This is a genomic window from Arthrobacter sp. 05T410, assembly GCF_056396505.1.
The window spans coordinates 71,930-92,537 of record NZ_JBFTLP010000003.1; the positions used below are offsets into that span (position 1 = coordinate 71,930).

Annotated in this window: 9 protein-coding genes; 7 read left to right on the forward strand and 2 right to left on the reverse strand. The window is 61.4% G+C overall.

Annotated features, from left to right (window positions below):
- The first annotated feature begins 540 nt into the window (after window positions 1-540).
- From AC1DFR_RS04980 to AC1DFR_RS05010, 7 genes are all read left to right on the forward strand, one after another.
- Window positions 541-3,492, forward strand: coding sequence for a DEAD/DEAH box helicase (locus AC1DFR_RS04980; protein WP_476872865.1), 2,952 nt, complete (start codon window positions 541-543; stop codon window positions 3,490-3,492).
- Between the two features lie 248 nt (window positions 3,493-3,740).
- Window positions 3,741-5,714, forward strand: coding sequence for a type I restriction-modification system subunit M (locus tag AC1DFR_RS04985; RefSeq protein ID WP_476872866.1), 1,974 nt, complete (start codon window positions 3,741-3,743; stop codon window positions 5,712-5,714).
- Window positions 5,711-7,576 carry a DUF262 domain-containing protein gene (locus AC1DFR_RS04990; RefSeq protein ID WP_476872867.1) on the forward strand — a complete coding sequence of 622 codons (1,866 nt, stop codon included), beginning with the start codon at window positions 5,711-5,713 and terminating at the stop codon, window positions 7,574-7,576. The genes AC1DFR_RS04985 and AC1DFR_RS04990 overlap by 4 nt, the downstream gene beginning before the upstream one ends.
- Before the next feature lie 101 nt (window positions 7,577-7,677).
- The gene (locus tag AC1DFR_RS04995; protein ID WP_476872868.1) at window positions 7,678-8,985 is read left to right on the forward strand and encodes a restriction endonuclease subunit S; all 1,308 of its coding nucleotides are present in this window, start codon (window positions 7,678-7,680) and stop codon (window positions 8,983-8,985) included.
- A 2-nt stretch (window positions 8,986-8,987) separates the two neighbouring features.
- Window positions 8,988-11,921 carry a type I restriction endonuclease subunit R gene (locus AC1DFR_RS05000; protein WP_476872869.1) on the forward strand — a complete coding sequence of 978 codons (2,934 nt, stop codon included), beginning with the start codon at window positions 8,988-8,990 and terminating at the stop codon, window positions 11,919-11,921.
- Window positions 11,922-12,038: 117 nt separating this feature from the next.
- A complete protein-coding gene (locus AC1DFR_RS05005) occupies window positions 12,039-13,175 on the forward strand; it encodes an AbiH family protein (protein WP_476872870.1) in 1,137 nt (378 codons plus the stop codon).
- 859 nt (window positions 13,176-14,034) lie between these two features.
- Window positions 14,035-17,295, forward strand: coding sequence for an RHS repeat domain-containing protein (locus AC1DFR_RS05010; RefSeq protein ID WP_476872871.1), 3,261 nt, complete (start codon window positions 14,035-14,037; stop codon window positions 17,293-17,295).
- Between the two features lie 701 nt (window positions 17,296-17,996).
- Here the strand turns inward: AC1DFR_RS05010 and istB are convergent.
- Both istB and istA read right to left on the reverse strand, forming a co-directional pair.
- Entirely contained in the window at window positions 17,997-18,815 is an 819-nt protein-coding gene (gene istB, locus AC1DFR_RS05015) for an IS21-like element helper ATPase IstB (protein ID WP_476872872.1), read from the reverse strand.
- Window positions 18,812-20,488 carry an IS21 family transposase gene (istA, locus tag AC1DFR_RS05020; protein WP_476872873.1) on the reverse strand — a complete coding sequence of 559 codons (1,677 nt, stop codon included), beginning with the start codon at window positions 20,486-20,488 and terminating at the stop codon, window positions 18,812-18,814. Before istA ends, istB begins: the two co-directional genes overlap by 4 nt.
- Window positions 20,489-20,608 lie beyond the last annotated feature (120 nt).

Genomic DNA, 20,608 nt, shown 5'->3' on the forward strand with positions numbered 1-20,608 from the left:
AGCGCTGACGCCCACGATTCCACGTCTTCAGCGGCAAATGCCGTCGGGACTGTCTCAGGCTTACTTGAGTCCCGGTCTGCCCACGGAGCATCCCCGAGTTAGCGAGATATGGGGAAATTCAGGCTCAGTCATCTAACCACCCGGCTATCTCTTCGAGCTGACGGCGGACATGTCCCAAGGGCACTTTAAGTCGATGGTTCGCGCGGCTCGCCACGGCCGCACTAGCTAAAGCGGTGCGGCTTCGACCTTTGACGTTCGGACGTCTCGGTACTTTGTTCAGGGTGGTGCTACTTCGTGATGACCGTGCCGAACGGCGATAAGGCTAATTCGAGTCGGAACGTGGTTGAATCTAGGTTTGGCCCCTAATTGAGTCCGATCTGAGCATCGCTGTATAGCGAGGTTGGGTACGGTCCGTAGCCGCTCGTAGAGCATGCGGAAGCACGGGAGTGTTAGGAAGTAAGAAGTAGGCCGAGTTATTCATTGGCTTGCGGTTCTTTCATAAGTTGGACGCGCCTCGGCGGCGCGGAAGGGTGTCGGTACGTGCCACTTTGGGATCATCAGGAAGATGCACTGACCACCCTGCGCAAGTATCTTCGTGGGGGCTCGGCCGAGGGTGCTGCACTAATATCTATGCCTACAGGCAGCGGCAAATCKGCCGTGATCGCTTCACTCCTTGCTGCTGCAGAGGTGGGCGGAAAGAAGAAAAGCGCCCTGGTAGTTACGCCTTGGTCTGTTTTGACTCGGCAGCTCTTGGAGGACATCGATAGTCGGGTCTGGCAGCGCCTCGCGCAGAAACGTCCCGAGAATCTTGCGAAAGTGGAACCTGTACGCAGCGCCTCCGACTTCATCGAAAAGATGCAGTCGCAGGAGCAGCGACAGCCCAAAGTTTACGTCACCACTCTGGCAATGGTCCTGCAGATCTATAAGGCAGTTGGAAACGACAGCACTGAGATGGCGTCACTATTTCAAGGCTTCGCGACTGTCGTAGTCGACGAATGCCACTACGAACCGGCCCCGGGGTGGTCCCGGGCGGTACGTGCCACAGGGCTTCCTATTTGCCTGTTTACAGCAACTCCTTTTCGAAACGACAACCGCATGTTCGTGCTCGATGGAGCTGCGCACTACCGGTACAGCCACTTCCAGGCTGTGAAAGACAAAGTACTTCGAGAACCAACATTTGTGATTACCAAGGAAACTACGTCTGTCGGTGGCTACGTCGATGATCTCCTTGAGCACGTTGCTGACAAGCTGGTGGATGGGGAACGGGTCATTATCCGGTGCGGAAACCGGGCCAGTGTGGAGGCGGTCGCTCGCGCGCTTAGTGTGAAGGGCCGCACAGTGGTGGCTGTACATGAATCATTCGTGCACGATGAAACTGCTCCTTATCTCAGACGGTCAGTTCCTGCTCCCTCCGGTCGTCCTGACGCGCAGTTCCTAGTGCATCAACACAAGTTGACCGAAGGATTCGATGATCCGGCGGTCAAGGTTCTCGCAGTGTACGAAGGCTTCGGGAATGACCGGTCGCGCATCCAACAGGTTGGTCGGATCCTACGTAACCCGACGCGAGCGGAGGATGCTTCAGCCTTTGTTCTCTCCGCGGACGCAACGATGCAAGAAGCCTGGGAGCGCTACCGACGATTCGATGACGGCGATGACCCAAAGTCAGTCGCCACTGACCCAGCAGGTGTCGCCGAGCTAATGGATGCGCAACCGGAGATTTTCTACTGGGATCGGCTCTTTCGCGAGCAGGCGGATCTGAGCGCGGACGAAGCGTGGAAAGAGGTCAATTTTCGACTTAGCACGTCCGTCCGCAAGCCCATCGAAGCGTTCGGACTGGACGCATTCGCAAAGCAGGTTGAGGACGATCTCGCATCTAACGATCGCCAGGTGCTAAGCGTAGGCAGACCCGACGAGGATACGCGCGTCTTCCTCCACCTTACTGTTCGCAACTCGCCGATCCTGCGAGACGCGGCTTTTGTGGAGATGGCGCTCGGATACACCGTGCTTCACTGGAACGGAGAACATCTGTTTGTGTCCGACTCGGACGGCATCCCGGAGTCGGTCCGCTCCCACACAACTTCGATTGGTGCCGGCGCGCTCGTGGGCCTGCTGCCTAGCGATTCGACAGTCACTTCCATGTCGCTCACCAACAATGATCTCAGCGATTGGTCGGTGCGTTCACGCTCACTGAGTGCTCGGGACATTGCTTTAGTGGCAGCAGAGGTCGGGGACTCGACCTTTGGGTACTCGACCGCCTCCGGCACTCTCGTCATTGACGGCGATAAAGTTGGTCGATACACAGGCGTGAAGAATGGCCGGGTGAGTGACTCTCGTAGCTCAAAGGGGCACTATCACGAGCTACGAGCATGGTTCGACGAACTGTCCGTTTCGCTGCAACGGGAGGATCCCCCCGCGTCGGCGATAGCACGCTATGGACTCCCCGTCACTATTTCCGAGCCGCCGGTTGCTGCGCACGTGCTCCTCGACTTGGCGCAGCACACCTTCGAACCTCTAGAAGACGGTGGTGACCCCCTCGTGATCGATTGCTCCGGCGGTGTCGCAGAGGACGGGCAATTCGAAATGGAAATCAACGGAGGCCCAATCGATGTCACAATCCGCTGGGACAGAACGCTCAATAGGTTTGAACTCTCTTCCGCTCAGAGCGTGCCGTACAGATCCACCAACGATCGAGGCTCAACTTTTTGGCAGTTTGTAACGCGTGAACAGCTGGTGAGGGTGGCAACAACTGAGGGGCTTGTCTACTCGAACCGAAACTTTTGGTCCATCAACCGTGGAAACTCGAGTTCACCAGACGGTTTGTTGTCGATCTTGGAGACGAGCAAGCAGTTGGCGAGTGTGGTGGGGGAGAAGGGGCACGCAGACGGCGCCGGACCGTGGCCAACTGACACTGTGTTCGGTCACATTGATGACGTGCTCCTGCTGGAGGTATTGGGCGCGACGTCAACTGTTTTGTGTACCGACTTGGGCGCCGAGATAGCTGACTTTGTGGGATTCAATGACAGGAAAGTCGTCTTTGCTCATGCCAAGAGCAAAAAGGAAGTCAAGCCTTCAAAGATTTCGGGCGCTGCACTGCACGAAGTGGTCTCGCAGGCGACGAAGAGCTTGCGGTTCCTGACCATAGGAAACCAGGACCGCCCGGCAACAAAATACTGGGCGGACGATTGGAGCATCCAGCCAAGGTCTGGGTCCACCGCGAAACCAATGGGGCCAGCGAAGCGCCTGCGCCGGGGGGTGGCCCAGGTGTCCGGTGAAGCCTACTGGGACCAAGTCGACGCGATTATCCAGTCGCATGCAGCCGAACGCGAAGTTTGGCTGGTTCTAGGGGCATGCCTTTCGAAGTCAGCGCTAAGTGACGAGCTCGCGAAGGATTATCCCAAACCCGTAGCGTTGCAGGTGCACGCGCTTCTAACGGCAGCATGGAGCTCCGCCCAACAGTGCGGGATTCGGCTCAGGGTCTACTGCTCGGAATGACGTAGCTTGGCGGAGGTCGTCACAATACGTGAGTGATGCCCCGTGACGAGATCGGGAGACGACGGACGGCGGAAGCAGTCGTGCGACTGGCGCAGCTGACGATGCCGCCGTGCCGTCGCCCTGCGCGTTCAGAGATGGAAGTGCCAGGTCTGAGAGAATATCCGAGGAGCCGTCCGCCTTCGCGGGTTCGGCGGCTCTCCTGCAGCAGATCGTCGCCCCGGCAGTCTGGTCAAGAGTGAAGGATCCCCGTGCCGCATAGCTCCATCAACCACGCTCGAATCGTGGCGCTCATCTGGAACATCGCTGACGACCTGCTCCGTGACCTCTACGTCCGCGGCAAGTACCGCGATGTGATCCTCCCTTTCACAGTCCTGCGGCGGCTCGACAGCGTCCTTGGCCCGACGCGTGATGCCGTGATGACGATGAAGAAGATGCTCGACGGTGCAGGCATCGCTGATCAGGATGCGCCGCTGAGGGACGCGGCGAAGCAGGACTTCTACAACACGTCGGGGTTCTCGCTGCAGGATCTGCGCCACGTCTCGAACTCGACCCGTCTCCGGCAGAATTTCGAGGCGTACCTGGACGGGTTTTCCCCCAACGTGCAGGAGATCATCGACAACTTCGAACTCCGCAACCAGCTTCCCCGGCTTACGAAGGCCGATGCGCTCGGATCATTGATCGAGAAGTTCCTCGCGCCTGATCTTGACCTGTCGCCGGCAGGCCTCGACAACCACGGCATGGGCACCGTCTTCGAAGAACTAGTGCGCCGCTTCAACGAGGAGAACAACGAAGAAGCCGGCGAGCACTGGACCCCGCGCGACGCCGTGCGACTGATGACCCGGCTGATGTTCGAACCGGTCGCAGACGCGATCCCTTCGGGCACGTACCGTCTCTATGACGGCGCGATGGGCACCGGCGGCATGCTGACTGTCGCCGAGGAGACGCTGCACCATCTCACGGAACCCGCCGGCAAGAAGGTCTCTACGCACCTGTATGGGCAGGAGATCAACGCTGAAACCTACGCGATCGCCAAGGCCGATCTCATTCTGAAGGGCGACGGCAAAGCAGCCGACAACATCGTTGGCGGTCCGGAGTACTCGACGCTGTCGAACGATGCCTTCGCGGGCCAGGAGTTCGACTTCATGCTCTCGAACCCGCCGTACGGCAAGAGCTGGAAGACCGACCAGGACCGCCTCGGAGGCGCGAAGAAGATCATCGACCCGCGTTTCGTCGTCACGCACGACGGCGACGGCGAATACTCCCTCGTGACGCGCAGCAGCGACGGGCAGCTGATGTTCCTAGCGAACCTGATCTCGAAGATGAAGCAGGGCACCGAGCTGGGCTCACGGATCGCATCGGTCCACAACGGGTCCTCGCTGTTCACCGGCGATGCGGGACAGGGCGAGAGCAACATCCGCCGGTGGATCATCGAGAACGACTGGCTCGAGGCGATCGTCGCGCTGCCGCTCAAGATGTTCTATAACACCGGCATCGCGACGTATGTGTGGGTGCTCTCCAACCGGAAGGAGGAGCGCCGCAAGGGCAAGGTACAGCTGATTGACGCCACCGGATGGTCCACCCCGCTCCGGAAGAGCCTCGGTGAAAAGGGCGTCGAAATCAAAGTCACTGACGCCAACAAGGTGCTCAAGGCGTTCACCGCGTTTGACCAGTACGACGACAGCGATCGCTCTAAGGTGTTCGACGGAGTCGACTTCGGCTACCAGAAGATCACCGTCGAGCGACCGCTCCGCATCGTGGGCGTGGACCCGAACCGCGTATACACGGCGAAGGAAATCAAACAGCTCAAGGACGAGGGGGTGCGCGACGAGACTGCGCCTGCGGTCATCAAGAAAGCGCTCCCGTACTCTGCTGCGCCCGACCCGCTGCACGGCCGATACGAGACGACCATCGGCGGGCGCACTCGCGTGGTGGAGTACGAGCCCGACACCGAACTTCGCGACATCGAACAGGTGCCGCTGACCGAGCCAGGAGGCGACTACGCCGACGGGATTGAGGCGTTCTTCCGACGCGAAGTCACCCCCTATGCGGCGGATGCCTGGATCGATGAGTCGAAGACGAAGATCGGCTACGAAATCTCCTTCACACGCCATTTCTATAAGCCCGCTCCGATGCGCACTTTGGCCGAGATCCAGGCGGACATCCGTGAGCTCGAGGCGGAGACGGACAACCTGATCGCCGAGATCGCGGGAGGTCAGGCATGAGCGAGCGCGCAAACAGTATTGACGGCTTCGCTAAGACGATCGCCGAGGTACTGAAGGACAAGAAGTACTCGATCGACTACTACCAGCGCGAGTACAAGTGGGAGACGAAACAGCTCGCAGAGCTCGTGACCGACCTGACGGGGAAGTTCCTGCAGCTCTACAGCCCGGATCACAAGCGGACTGAGGTCGGAGGATACCCAGGGTACTTCCTCGGTTCGATCATCGTCTCGCAGAAGGGTAGCCAGCCGTTCGTCGTTGACGGTCAGCAGCGGCTCACCACGCTCACGCTGTTCCTCACCTATTTGCGTCGTCTGCAGAGCGATCTTGGCACCTCCGAAGTGAAGATCGATGAGCTGATCTACTCAGAGGCGTATGGCGAGAAGTCGTTCAACCTTGATGTCGCCGATCGCAACGACAGCATGCAGGGCCTATTCGAGCAAGGCGAGTATGACGCACCCCCTGAGTCCGTCGAGTCAGTGCATACACTCGTCGCTCGATACAGCGAGATCGACGGTCTTTTCCCGGACGAACTCAAGGGCGGCGCGTTGCCGTACTTCATAGACTGGCTCAAGGACCGAGTACAAATCGTTCAGATCACCGCTCACAACGACGATGACGCGTACGCGATCTTCGAAACGATGAACGATCGCGGCCTTAAGCTGACTCCGGCCGACATGCTCAAGGGCTACCTGCTTGCGAACATCGATGACGGCGCGCCGCGCGCGAAAGCCAACGACCTGTGGCGTTACTGGATGCGGAGGCTCGACGATTTCGGCGAGAGCCTCAGCTCGGACTTCCTGAAAACCTGGCTGCGCAGCCAGTACTCAACCAAGATTCGTGAGCGCAAGAAGGATGCGAAGCCCCAGGACTGGGACCGCATAGGCACCGAGTTTCACCGATGGCTTCGCGGAGATGCCAAGCGCATCGGCCTCACCTCGGCCGACGCTTTCAGCACTTTCGTCACGCGAGACCTCGACTTCTACGCGCGCCAGTACGAGCGCGTCACTCGGGCCCAGGTATCGTTCGATCCGTCGAGCCCGCTGCGGTTCATCCGGTTCAACGCCGACCTTCGCTTCACTCTGCAAGACCAGATGCTGCTCGCTCCACTGCGCATTGATGATGACGCCGAGAGCATCGATACCAAGCTCGAGATCGTCGGCCGCTTCATCGACATCCTGCTTGCATGGCGCATCTGGAACTTCCGCGCCACTGACTACTCGACGATGCAGTACGGCATGACCGCGCTCATGTTCCGCATCCGCGGACTTAGCAGCAGTGAACTCGCTCGCGAGTTGTACCGTTACCTCGTCAACGAGGGCGAAACGTTCGACTCGAACCAAGACCTCTACGTGCACCAGCAGAATCGTGGCCAGCTCCACAAGATCCTCGCCCGCCTCACCGACCACATCACTACAGAGTCGGGGCAGGCCTCGAGTTACGTCGAACTCACCGGTGGCACAGGAGTGAAGTACGAGGTCGAACATATCTGGGCAAACCACCCCGAGCGCCACGCCGACGAGTTCGCCCACGAGACTGACTTCGCCAGGCACCGGAACCGCATTGGGGGCCTGCTTTTACTCCCGAAACAGCACAACGGCAGCTATAACGACGACGCTTACGAGCAGAAGCGGCCGCGTTACTTCTCTCAGAATCTGCTGGCTGCCTCACTCGATCCGCAGGCCTACGAGAAGAACCCGGGCTTCGTTCGGTTCGTTCGCAGTAGCGGGCTCGACTTCCGCCCGCACGATGCGTTCACCGCTACGTCTGTCAACGAGCGAGGAGACCTCTACCGATCCATCGCCAAGCAGGTATGGAATCCCGAGGACCTCCTTCGTGTCGCAGAGACGACGGAGGGGGAGTGATGTTCGGGAATCTGCCGACCTATCCTGATATGCGTCCCTCTGGGCTGTCATGGGCGGAGTCGCTGCCAGCCCATTGGCGACTTCAGCGTGCGAAACAGATCATGAAGGCGATCGACTTCCGTTCCGCCGACGGAGATGAGGAACTACTTACGGTCTCCTCGCGCCACGGTGTGATTCCGCGATCGACAGCGACCGTGAGCATGTTCAAGGCAGAGACCTATGTTGGGCACAAGTTGTGTTGGCCGGACGACTTGGTCATAAATAGCCTCTGGGCTTGGGGCCGGGGACTCGGAGTCGCGAGGCATCACGGTATCGTCAGCACAGCGTACGGCGTGTACCGGCAACGCAACTCGGAGCTTGATCCCGCTTACCTGCACCACCTTGTTCGCTCCGATCCGTTCCAATGGGAGTTACAGGTTCGATCGCAGGGGGTGTGGAAGTCTCGGCTTCAGATCACCGATCAACGCTGGCTAGATGCCCCGATGCTCGTCCCTCCCAAAGACGAGCAGGCGGCGATCGTGAAGTACCTCGCCCACGCGAATGCCCGCATCGACAAGACCATCGCTGCCAAGCGTCGCCTCATCGAATTGCTCCAGGAACAGCGTGCGAGGACAGTCGATGACCTTGTGACCGGACGTGACAAGCCACTCCAGTCGGTTTCTAGACTGCCGTGGCTGGAGAGTGTTCCCGAAGGGTGGGAGTGGCGGCGCTTCCGGACTATTACACGGTTCATAACATCGGGTTCCCGCGGTTGGGCCGAATACTACGCGGATCAAGGTGCAATATTCTTGCAAAGTGGAAATCTCGGACGTCAGCTCGATCTGAAACTTTCGAACCTCCAGCGCGTGGACCTGCCCGAGTCGGCATCTGAGGGCATCCGTACACGGGTGCAGCCGCGGGATCTTCTCATGTGCATTACCGGGGCGCTGACTGGGAATGTCTCGATGGTCCCTGATGACTGGACGGCGGAGGCTTACGTAAATCAGCACATCGCATTAATTAGACCTGCCCACAATGCTGTCGATGCTGAATTTTTAGGTTTGGCAATGAAGAGCCGGTCGAGTCAAATTCAGTTCCGCGCAAGCGAGTACGGCGGTACGAAACAAGGGCTGGGACTGGACGAGGTGAAGAACCTTGAGGTTCTCATGCCGTCCCTGACTGAACAGCGAACCACGATTGCCCGCATCGCTGATCGCACAGCGCGACTCGATCGAGCCATCGAAAGCAATGGGAACGAGATTGCGCTATTGAGGGAGTTCCGTACCCGACTCGTCGCGGATGTTGTGACCGGCCAGGTTGATGTGGGACCGATAGCAGCGAAGTTGCCCGACGCACCCGAATCGTTCGACAACGCAATCGTTGAACTCGATGATGATCTCGAGGAAGCATTGGTCGGGAGCGAGGAGTGAGCATGCAGCGACTCAACGAGGAGAGCTTGGAGACGCTCATCGTCGCCCAGATGAGAGACGGCGGCTGGATCGAGGGCGCGCCGGACGACTACGGCGCGTCTTACGCTCTCGACCTCGGCCACTTCGCGGCGTTCATCGAAGCGACTCAGCCCGACCTCGTTGAACCGCTCGGCCTCGCGACAGACTCTCCCACGCGCCATAAGTTCCTCTCTCGGTTGCAGGGAGAGATCACCCGGAGGGGCGTCGTTCACGCGCTGCGCAACGGCATCGATCACCTTGGCTTCCACCTTGACCTGTACTACCCGACTCCTGCGGTGGGCAATGCGAAGGCTGCTCACCTGTTCGAGGCGAATCGATTCGTGGTCACGCGGCAGGTGCATCACAGCGTCAGCAACACCGGCGACGCCGTCGACCTCGTGGCGTTCGTCAACGGTCTGCCGGTGTTCACGTTCGAGCTGAAGAACAACATCACGAACCAGACCGTGGAAGATGCGGTGCAGCAGTACCAGCGCGACCGTGACCCCCGTGAGCCGCTGTTCGCGTTCGGACGAACGATCGCGCACTTCGCCCTGGACGACCAGCGAGCACGGTTCTGTACGGAGCTAAAGGGGACCTCGTCATGGTTCCTGCCCTTTGACCAGGGGTTCAACGACGGTGCGGGGAACCCGCCGAATCCTGATGGCGTCATGACGGACTACCTGTGGCGGCGAGTGCTCGCGCCGGAGAGTCTCGCAGGGATCATCGAGAACTACGCCCAGATCGTCGTCGAGAAGAACCCGAGGACCGGGAAGAAGGTATCGAAGGCGATCTTCCCCCGGTACCACCAGCTTGACGTGGTGCGCCGGCTGCTCGCCGATGTCGAAGCACGTGGTGCGGGTCGCCGCTATCTCATCCAGCACTCTGCAGGCAGCGGCAAGTCGAACTCGATCGCCTGGTTGACTCACCAGCTCACCGAGGCCTCCCACGGTGGTCGCATCGCGTTCGACTCAATCGTGGTGGTGACTGATCGCATCATCCTCGACAACCAGCTCACTCAGACCATAAAGTCGTTCCTGCAGGTCGGGTCAACTGTGGTCCACGCCGACCGTTCCGGAGATCTTCGGGGGGCGATCACGGCGGGCAGGAAGATCATCGTCACCACCGTGCAGAAGTTCCCGTACATCTTGGACGACATCGGCGCGGATCACCGCGACCGGACCTTCGCGATCATCATCGATGAGGCGCACTCCTCCCAGGGGTCGAAGACCTCCGCGGCCGTCTCGCGTGCGCTCGGCGGCGTCGAAGCCGACGAGGAGGACACTGTTGAGGACCGGATCAACCGGATCATCGAAGGTAAGAAGCTTCTGACGAACGCGAGCTACTTTGCGTTCACCGCGACGCCGAAGAACAAGACTCTCGAAATGTTCGGCGAGCCGGTCCCCAACGCGGACGGGGGCACCGGCTTCCGGCCGTTCCACTCGTACACGATGAAACAGGCGATCCAGGAGGGCTTTATCGTTGACGTCCTCGCCAATTACACCCCGGTCGGCAGCTACTACAAGCTCATGAAGACCGTCGAGGACGATCCCGAGTTCGATGCCAGGCGCGCCTCGAAGAAGCTCCGCGCCTACGTTGAGGGCAACGAGCACGCGATCGGACAGAAGGCCGGCATCATGGTCGACCACTTCCTCGCTCAGGTGGTTGCGAAGCGCAAGATCGGCGGCCAGGCCCGTGCGATGGTCGTGACCTCATCGATCGCACGGTGCATCGAGTACTTCCATGCCATGCGCGATGCACTCACAGCCCGCAAGAGCCCGTACCAGGTAGTCGTCGCGTTCTCCGGCGAGCACGACTACAAGGGCATGAAGGTGACAGAGGCTAGTCTGAATGGCTTTCCGTCCAACGCGATCGCCGAGCAAGTGAAGACCGATCCACATCGGGTTCTTGTCGTCGCGAACAAGTTCCAGACCGGCTACGACGAGCCGCTTCTTCACACGATGTACGTCGACAAGACTCTCTCTGGCGTACTGGCTGTGCAGACGCTGTCACGGCTCAACCGAGGGCACCCGGCCAAGCACGACACATTCGTGCTCGACTTCGCCAATGACGCCGACGACATCCAACGGGCGTTCGAGCCGTACTACCGCACGACGGTGCTGGCAGAAGAGACGGATGCCAACAAGCTGCATGATCTCGTCAACGACCTCGACACTTATGGCATCTACACGCCGGAGCATGTCGACGAGTTCGTCAGCCGTTACCTGGAGGGAGAGACCCGTGACCGCCTCGACCCGCTGCTCGACGTCTGCGTCGCCAAGTACATTGAGCTCCCCGACGAGGACGACCAGGTGACGTTCAAGGGGCACGCGAAGGCGTTCCTGCGCACCTACAACTTCCTGTCCACGGTGCTGCCGTACGGCAGCGCTGAGTGGGAGAAGCGTTCAATCTTCCTCGACCATCTCGTCCCCAAGCTGCCAGCCCCCAAGGAGGAAGACCTCGCCGCCGGGATCCTCGAGAACATCGACCTGGAGTCGTACCGCGCCGAGAAGCTCAACGCGATGAAGATCGTGCTCGACGACGAGGACGGCACTCTCGACCCTGTCCCGGCCGCCGGTGGCGGACACCGCACGGACCCGGACCTCGAACGGCTCTCCGCGATCGTGAGGAGCTTCAACGATTACTTCGGCAACATCGAGTGGAATGATGCCGACCGCGTCGAACGCTTCATCACCGAGGAGATCCCGCGGCTCGTGTCTGAGGATGAGGCCTACCGGAACGCACAGACCAACGACGACCCGGTGAACGCCCGCGTCGAGAGTGACCGGGCGCTTAGCCAAGTGATGCTTCGACTCATCGCCGATGACACTCAGCTCTTCAAGGAATTCCAGGACAACAGCAGCTTCAAGCGCTGGCTCGCCGAGGCTGTGTTCAATGCGACCTACCGGAAGGGCGCATGATCACCGCCGCACACGGGTGGCTGGTCGAGAAGCCGTGATGTCGGCGTCGCTCATTGAAAGTCCTAACCCACCGCCCCGCGCGACCGGAGCGCGTTGAGACAGAGAGAAGATTCCTCCATGGCCTACGAAGACTTTAAGGGTCGCTTCAAAGAAGTTCGGTCGCAGCACAACATAATGGCGCTAGTGGGTAACGGGTTCGATATCCAAGCGCTGTCAGGAATCGGATCGCTCACAGACACGAGATATGAGTCTTTCTACCACTATTTGAAGTACCGGAAATTCGACGCAACAAACCTCATCCTCGAGCGCATGGAGGCTTTGCGGAATGACGGTGCCGAGAACTGGAGCGACGTCGAAAACGCGATTGAGTCGCTCCGGACGGTCGATCAAGTTTGTCCCGAGCGCATCTCTGGGGACGTGAGGAAGATCCAGCGCGAGTTTGCAAACTTTCTTGATCAGGTCGCTACCCCGGACGTTCTCTCGCGTCTCGGTGAAGATGCTGTTTCGCAGAAAAGGACAATGGTCAGCTTCACGGAGTTCCTTGGCGATATCGAAGACCCAGATGAATACAAGAGGCTGCGCCTGATTAAGAGGCTCGATATTGGGGACGTCTTCAACTTCAAGTTCGTCAACTTCAACTACACGACGCTACTCGACGACTTCGTATACCTCGACCAGGAGCAGTTTGATCCGCATCCTCACAAGTGGTCAGACCGGAACATCTACTTTCATCCAAATCCCCGAGGTCACGAAGATGGACATGAGGATTCCGGGTTCCACATGGTCGCGTACTTGGTGTCGGACGTGGTCCATCCGCACGGAATTCAATACACGCCGAGATCGCTATTGTTTGGTATCGACGAGGCGGAGGGGGCTGCCCGAAAGCTGTCTAAGCCGTACTGGGCACAGAACAAGGTAAAATACGCGGACCTGTTCTCCACGACTGATCTATTCATCATTTTCGGCTGTTCACTCGGCGATACCGACCGGTGGTGGTGGCGTGCCATCGTCAACGGGCTTCGGAGCAATGACGACGCAGACCTGATCTTGTACTGGCGGCGTGGCGCGAGGGACGAGCATCTGACAGCGCGGGGTTTGCGACAGCGGTTCGCCAAAGCCGCTGGATACGCAGGGGATCCTGATGTCCGGAGGCTTCTGATGGAGAGGGCCCGCGTCGTGCTTTACGATGACGGGTCTGAGCGGGCTTGGTTGAACACGAACGCGACCTCGCCGCCAAGCTGGGCCGAGCTTTAGGTTGCCGACCGGCAAGGTCGCCGTCGCCGGGCTTTGTGCCGTCGGTTGCCCGCTGATTCCTGGGCACCTGTCCTAGATAGCTTTGGTGAGTCTCGCCATCTAGTGGCAAGTCCTAACTGTGCCCAGGTGCCTCTTCGATCGGCTGGCTCAGGAGACCTGCGTCGGTCGCGTCCGCTGACACGATAAAGATCCGTCTCATTGGCATCTCCTAGATGAGACGAGACCCGTTCACCGGCAACGCGCCGGTGAACGGGTCTCAGAATGTTGTCTCAGAAGTTCCGGCTTCGGGTTGGGGTTTTCGAGACTCCGGCTGCCGAACGGCTGCGGTGGCAGGTTTGTCAGTTTTCGAAGTTGGCTGCACAGAATGTCCAAGCCGTCTGCACAGCCACCCCATTGCTCCGTGGGCTGTCTTGTACCTCCACGCGGCGAACCCTGGGTGGATTGACCGCCCCCAATTTACGTTACTGATGCGAGACAGGTCCAGAGCGAAAGATACTGATGAATAGGCAGGGCTGCTTGTGTCAAGTATCTCTGGCCCCGGAAGGACGGCTAAAAATGGCCCCACCCCGGCACGTTTCGTGCTGCTGGAGAGTCTTGACCGGTGACACCTGGGAGGCGTCACCTGGCAGTACCCTGATCTGTTCCCGGCGCTCTTTCCCGTCCGCCAGCGTGGCTTCTCGACCGGAATCAGGTTTGTCACAAAAATGACAAGCCAACTTCTCTAGTCATTGGACAAAACCCATGCCTAAAGTGAGCGTCATCACTCACTTCCAGGTCTGGAGGCACAATGCTTGTTGGGGGAAGGCGGCCTGTGCCGCAACGTTCAAATCGATCTGCCGGTGGCCATAGGCCGCCGGCTTTGTTGTTGCGGGGCGCCATCGCCTCCTGCCTGGGCATCGGCCTGCTGGCCGGAACGGCAGGACCGGGCCTGGCAGTTGTGCCGGTCCCGATGGTCATTCCCGGCGCCTCGTCGGGGGAGCAGACCACCATCGGTCAGCTCGGCGCCCGGCCCGGGGCGACCCGGCTGCCGCTGCAGATTTCGGACCAGGTCTCCGGCTCCGTGGACGTCGGCACCGGCAACCTGATGCTCTCGGTCACCGGGCTGACCCTGCCGGGCGTCAACAGCGACGTTCCGCTCGGCGCGGTGTTCAACTCCCAGTCCACCGACACAACGCAAGGGGACGCCGCGCAACGGTGGACCCTGAACCTCGGCGGGACCGGCTCCCTGTCCTCGACCCCGTCGGGCGTGCTCTACACCGCCGGCGACGGCTATTCGGCCCTGTTCAGCCCGGTCTCGGGATCCACGACCGCGTTCACGGCACCGGCCGGCACCAAGGCCGACCTGGTGAAGAACGGGGACGGCACCTACACGCTGACCTCCAGGACCAACGCAGCTGTCGTGACCTTCAACGCCGACGGCCGGGTGAAATCCCTCGCGGACCGGAACGGCAACACGACGACGTTCACCCCGGCCACCGGGAAAATCACCGACATCAGCGGGAACAAGGGCGTGAGCGGCAAACTCGCCTACGACTCCTACTCCGGCACCCTCGAGACCATCTCCCTGACCAGCGGGGCAGCGACCAGGTCGGCCTCAATGTTCAACGACGGCTACGGCAACTGGATCTCTTTCACTGACCCGGCCGGCAAGGTCACCAAATTCGGCTACGACAGCGGACGGATCTCCGCGATCACCCCGCCCACGGGCGGCGCGACCAAGCTGACCTACGACACCTCGGGCAGGGTCACCCAGATCGAACGGGTCAACACCTCCGCGGGGTCGCCGGGTAACGCGATCACCCGGATCACGTACCCCTCATCGACCCAGACCCTCGTCGCGGGCCCGAACACCGACCCCGCCGTTCCGGTCGCGTCCGGACCCCGCACCACCTACACGCTGAACACCGGCGGGCGGGTCACGTCGGCGATGGATCCGATGGGCCGGGCACAGGCAAAGACCTACACCGGGGACTTCGATACGCTCACCGCCACCCAGGGCACCGGAACGACCTCCGGGACGACGACAAACACCTACGGGGCGAACACCGGTCAGTCCATTACCGTTTCCGCCTCCCAAGGCGGAGCCGCCGGCCAGGCTGAGTACGCCAACACGGCCGCGAACACCAAGTACCTGGCCACCTCGAGCACGGACGACTCTGGGAACAAGTCGCTCTACACCTACAACGGTGCCGGCAACGCCCTGACCTCCTCCGACGCCCTGGCCGCCACAGCCACCCTGGGGTACAACACCAACCTGGACGGCACGGTTGTCTCCGCCCTCGCGGCGGGGAACGGCACGAACAAGACCCTGTACGGCTACAACAACCTCCACGAGCTCACGGACCTGACCCCGGTCACCGGCTCCTCGCTCGGGGCCAGGGCCTTTACCTACGATGCCTGGGCACGCCCGCTCACCGCCACCGATGGCCGCGGTAACACCACCACCTACTCCTACGACGCCGTCGGACGGATGACCGGCACGTCCTTCTCGGACGGCACCCCGGCCGTGGCCTACACGTACAACGCCAACGGCCAGGTCATCACCCGGGTCGACGGTTCCGGCACCACCACCTACGGCTATGACCAGATGGGCCGGCTGACCTCCCGGGTCAACACCGCCGGCGGAGGGACCATCTCCTACGCTTACGACAAGGCTTCCAACCTGGTCTCCACCACCGACACCCGTGGCACCACGTCCTACGCCTTTGACGATTCCGGGGTCATGACCACCATGACTTACCTCTACAACGGCGCCCCCAAGACCCTCGCTGTCGCGACCGATGACCGGGGCCGCCGCACCGACACCTGGCTGCAGGCCAGCGCCGACCGGAGCACCTGGATGGCCCACACCCACACCGACTACGACCGCACTGGCCGGATCACCCGCGTCATCGCCGAGCAAGGGCAAGGCAACGCCGACAACACCGACGTCGTTGACCTCACCTACTGCTACTCCGCCGGCTCCACGGCACCGACCTGCCCGACCACCACCACAGCGGACCGGTCCAAAATCCAGTGGGTCAAGAACAACCTCACCGGTGCCGTCACCGCCTACACCTACGACAAGGCCGGACGCCTCACCAAGGCAGTCATCACGGGCCCGTCGCCGGCGACCTACCTCTACACCTACGACGCCCGCGGCAACCGGCTCACCGCCAGCGGCGGCACCATGCCCAGCCAGAACCTCACCGTGAACGCCGCCAACCAGATCACCAGCTCCAACTACAACTACGACGGGACCGGGAACCTCACCAAGGACCCGGACGGCACCTACGCCTACAACGCTGCCCAGCAGATGACCTCGGTCACCAAGGCCGGCACCACCTACAACTACACCTACGCCGGAACTTCACAGAACGAAGTGCTGTCCCAGACCACCCCGAACGGGACCTACAAAGTCACCTACGGGCGCACCGACGCCMAGGGCCAACCCGTCATCGAGCAGTACAAGAAGGACAACGCGACGGCGTACGTCGAACACGACCCGGTCACCGGGGAGGCCCTGATGCTGCGCACCAGCTCCGGGATGCAATCCCTCTACGTCTACGACGGCACCGGCAACCCCGCCGCCCTCATCACAAGCGGCGCCTACACCGCGTTCGCCTACGACTACGACCCCTACGGCGTCCCGGCCATCACAGCGAACTCCGGCGGGCTCGGCACCTCCCAGAACCCCTACATGTTCAAGGCCGGCATCCAGGACCGCGTCACCGGCTGGGTCAAATACGGCCAGCGCTGGTACAACCCTGCCCTCGGACGCTGGACCCAACAGGACACCCTGGACGCACCGCTAAACCCGGCGAACGCGAACCGCTACGCCTTCGCAGCCAACGACCCCATCAACAACAGCGATCCAACCGGTCGAAATCTATTCGGTACCGTAGTTGGGGCCCTCGTGGGCGGAGCGATCGCCACTGCCGGAACGGGAGCGGTATGTGCAATCACCATTATTACTGTTGCCGGATGCCTGGTCGGAGCAGCTGCGTTTGGAGCGTTGGGCGGAGCCATCGCCGCGGGCGCCAATGCTGGCTCTGACGGAGCAAGCAATGAAGACGCCGGTCTCCAAACCGCCCTCGGCGCCGTGGGCGGCGCGATCTTCGGGGTGTTCGGAAAGCTGTGATCTGGAATGTGAACAAGCATTTACTCTGGGTCTGGGAGGTGAACAAGCATTGACTCTATTTGAAGGACGTAGAACCTTGAGGATCCTTGTCATTGGCATCCTTGGGGTCGTCATCTGGGGCATCGTGGGGTTCCTGATAGGCGGATGGCCGCAGGCGCTTCTTTTCGGCTTTGTCGCAGGCCCAATAATGGCTGGCTTTGCCATTCTTCCCGTCGTGATGAAGTCGAAGTCTGGGCGTCCTCCACGTCAGCGCGGATAGGCGGCGACCGCATGGTCTGTCGCGACCATGCCCAACGGTGGTGCTCGTTAATCGCGTGGGGACGAGCTTCCCACCGGGTCAACCGCACTAGCTACAAGGTCGTCTACGCACTGCCTGGGCCGAATGACGCAGCCAGGAGACTCCGGACTGATTTCCAGTCCGGGGTCTCCTCTCCAGAGCCGAGTGCCGCTTATTCAAGCGGCCATGAGTTAGCGCAATAATCGACAACCAGGAGCGAGAATGCAAAGAGCATGGCTGGCAACTTCAGCCCCCTAGTCGTCACTAGGGACTGCCCCGGCTTTTGTTGACTCGGGGTCTTAGGCCGCGGAGTCTTTTTGGAAGTATCCCGGTTTGGCCCGCGGCTGGTTCAGGTAGCCCGCTGGGGTCCGAAGTAACCGGGTTACTTCGGACCGGTGGGGCATCTTGAACAAGGACCCCGCGGCTAGCCTCCGCTTTGTTGGGCGAGGGTGTGGGCGAGGCGGTAGGAGTCGGTGCCGGTTTCGATGATGCTGCCGTTGAAGGTGAGCCGGTCCACGATTGCGGCGCACAACCTGGGGTCGGTGAAGGTCTTCGTCCAGCCGGAGAATGATTCGTTGCTGGCGATGGCGATGGAGTTCTTTTCCTCCCGTTCGGTGAGGACCTGGAAGAGGAGTTCGGCGCCGCGGCGATCCAGTTCCATGTAACCGAGCTCGTCGATGCACAGCAGGTCCACGCGTCCGTAGCGGGCGACGGTCTTGGCCAGGACTTTCTCATCGGCGGCCTCGACGAGTTCGTTCACGAGCCTGGTGGCGAGTGTGTATTTGACCCGGTAGCCCTTCTCCGCCGCTGCGGTGCCGAGGCCGATGAGCAGGTGGGATTTCCCGGTCCCGGAGTCTCCGATGAGGCATAGGGGTGATCCTTTGCGGATCCAGTCGCCGGTGGCGAGGGTGTGGATGGTGGCGGGGTTGATGTTCGGGTTGGCGTCGAAGTCGAAGTCTCCGAGCCATTTGTCCCGGGGAAAGTTTGCGGCTTTGACGCGGCGGATGGAGGAGCGCCGGTCGCGGTCATCGCACTCGGCCAGCAGCAGTTCGGCCAGGAAGCCCTGGTAGGAGAGCTGTTCCTTCCCGGCGACGGTCAGGGCTTCGTCCAGGACTGCCCGGATCGTGGGCAGGCGCAGTCGGCGGCAGGCCTGGTCTACGGCGGCGACGGCGGCCTGTTCGGTGAGGCCGCGCCGCCGGCGCAGAGTCGGCGTGATCGTCGTGGAGGGTGCGGCAGGGCTCATGAGATGTTCTCCTTCGAGACGGTTCCGACGGGGTGTTCGGCGCGTTTGGCCAACAGCTCGTCATAGGCAGTGACCGAAGGCAGGGGCCGGGTGTCCGGCGGGAGCCCGGCGATCACCGCGGCGGGGTCCATGAGCCGGCGCTGGGTCAGGCTGACAACCCGTTGGACTTTCACGTCGTCGTGAGCACCGGGATGACGGTCCGGCCCAGACCCGCCCGAGGGGATACTTGAGGCGTGTCTCCGGGCTTCGACGGCGACCACGTCGGCGCTGACCGCCCCCACGCCCAGCGCCGCGGTGATCCCTGCCTGGATGTCGCGGGCGTCCATGGAGCGGTGGAGCAGCAGCACGTCGATGAGTTCCCGGGTGCCGTCGGCGTCGCCGTTGACTCGGCGGGAGGCGGCCCAGAATGCCTCGTGGGCGTTGGTGAACGCACCGGAATCCCGTGCCCGGGCCAGGGCTGTGGAGCCGGGCAGCGCGCCGGGCTTGGTCTTGAGGACCTCGAGGTAGTGATCCAGCTGGACTGACTGCCCGCTCTTGGCAACGATCCGGGGATGTCTGGCGGTCACGGCGCGGCCGTCGAAAACCACGACCTCGGATGCCCGCAGCGACACCCGGACCTTCCGGCCGATGAACCGGGCCGGGACGGAGTACTTCACCATCCGCACCGTGATCATCGAGGACCGGTCCACCCGCGGCGTCAGCACCAGCCCCGGGTCGAAGGTCTCTCCCGGCAGCGGAGCCAGGAACGGCTGTTCGTGGGTGAAGTCCTGCCCAATGGTGCGGATCCTGTCATTGATCCGCCGGGCCTCGTCCAGGGATTCCCAGGCCCGGATCCGGTCGTTGAGATCATCCAGAGACTCCGCAACGGGCACGGGTGAGAGCCGGTTGCGGCGGAACCAGCCAACCTCCCCTTCGACCCCGCCCTTCTCATGCGCCCCGGCGATGCCGGGCTGGCAGTAGAAGGGGTCGAAGCCGTAGTGCGAGCGGAACAACAGCCATCTGTCGTTCTCCTGTCGCTGCCGGCCCTGCCCGAACACCACCGCGCTGACCGCGCTGGTGAGATTGTCATAGCGGATGTGCCTGACCGGCACCCCGCCGACCTCGTTGAACGCTTCGATGTGGCCTTCCAGGAAAGCTTCCTGCGCCTGCGTCGGATAGATCCGGTGGATGGCCTTGCCCGAGTAAGACAGCCGGAAGACGAACATGTGGCACTTCGTCTTCACCCCGTTCAGCACCACCCAGACCTCGCCGAAATCCACCTCCGCCTCCGCACCCGGGGCGTGCTCCTGGGGCACGAACACTTCAACCCTGCGGCCGGCCTCCACATCTATCTGCGCCCGGCGGACCCGCACATAGTCACGCACCGTCGAATACGACAGATCGGCCGCTCCGTGCTCCTCAATGAGCCGGGCCAGAATCCTGCGGGCGGTATGGCGCTGCTTCCTCGGCGCGGTGGTGTCCTCGGTCAGCATGGCATCGATTGCCGCTTTGAACGGCTCCAACCGCCACGCCACCCCTTGCCTCGTTTTGCGCTCCGGAGGCGCAGCTGATTCCAGAGCCTGCCGCACCGTCCTTCGGTGAACCTTGTGCCTTGCGGCCAGCGCGCGGACCGAGAGGCCCTCGACCCGGGCGTCCCTTCGAATCAGCGCGAACAACTCCACTCTCGACTCCATCCAGACCAGCCTTCCGCCGCATCCATCCACTGATGAATCCAACGCTGAAGGCGGGGCCACATATAACCGTCACAAGCTGCCCGGCGAGTCACGAAGTGGGGCCAGAAATACCTGTCCTGC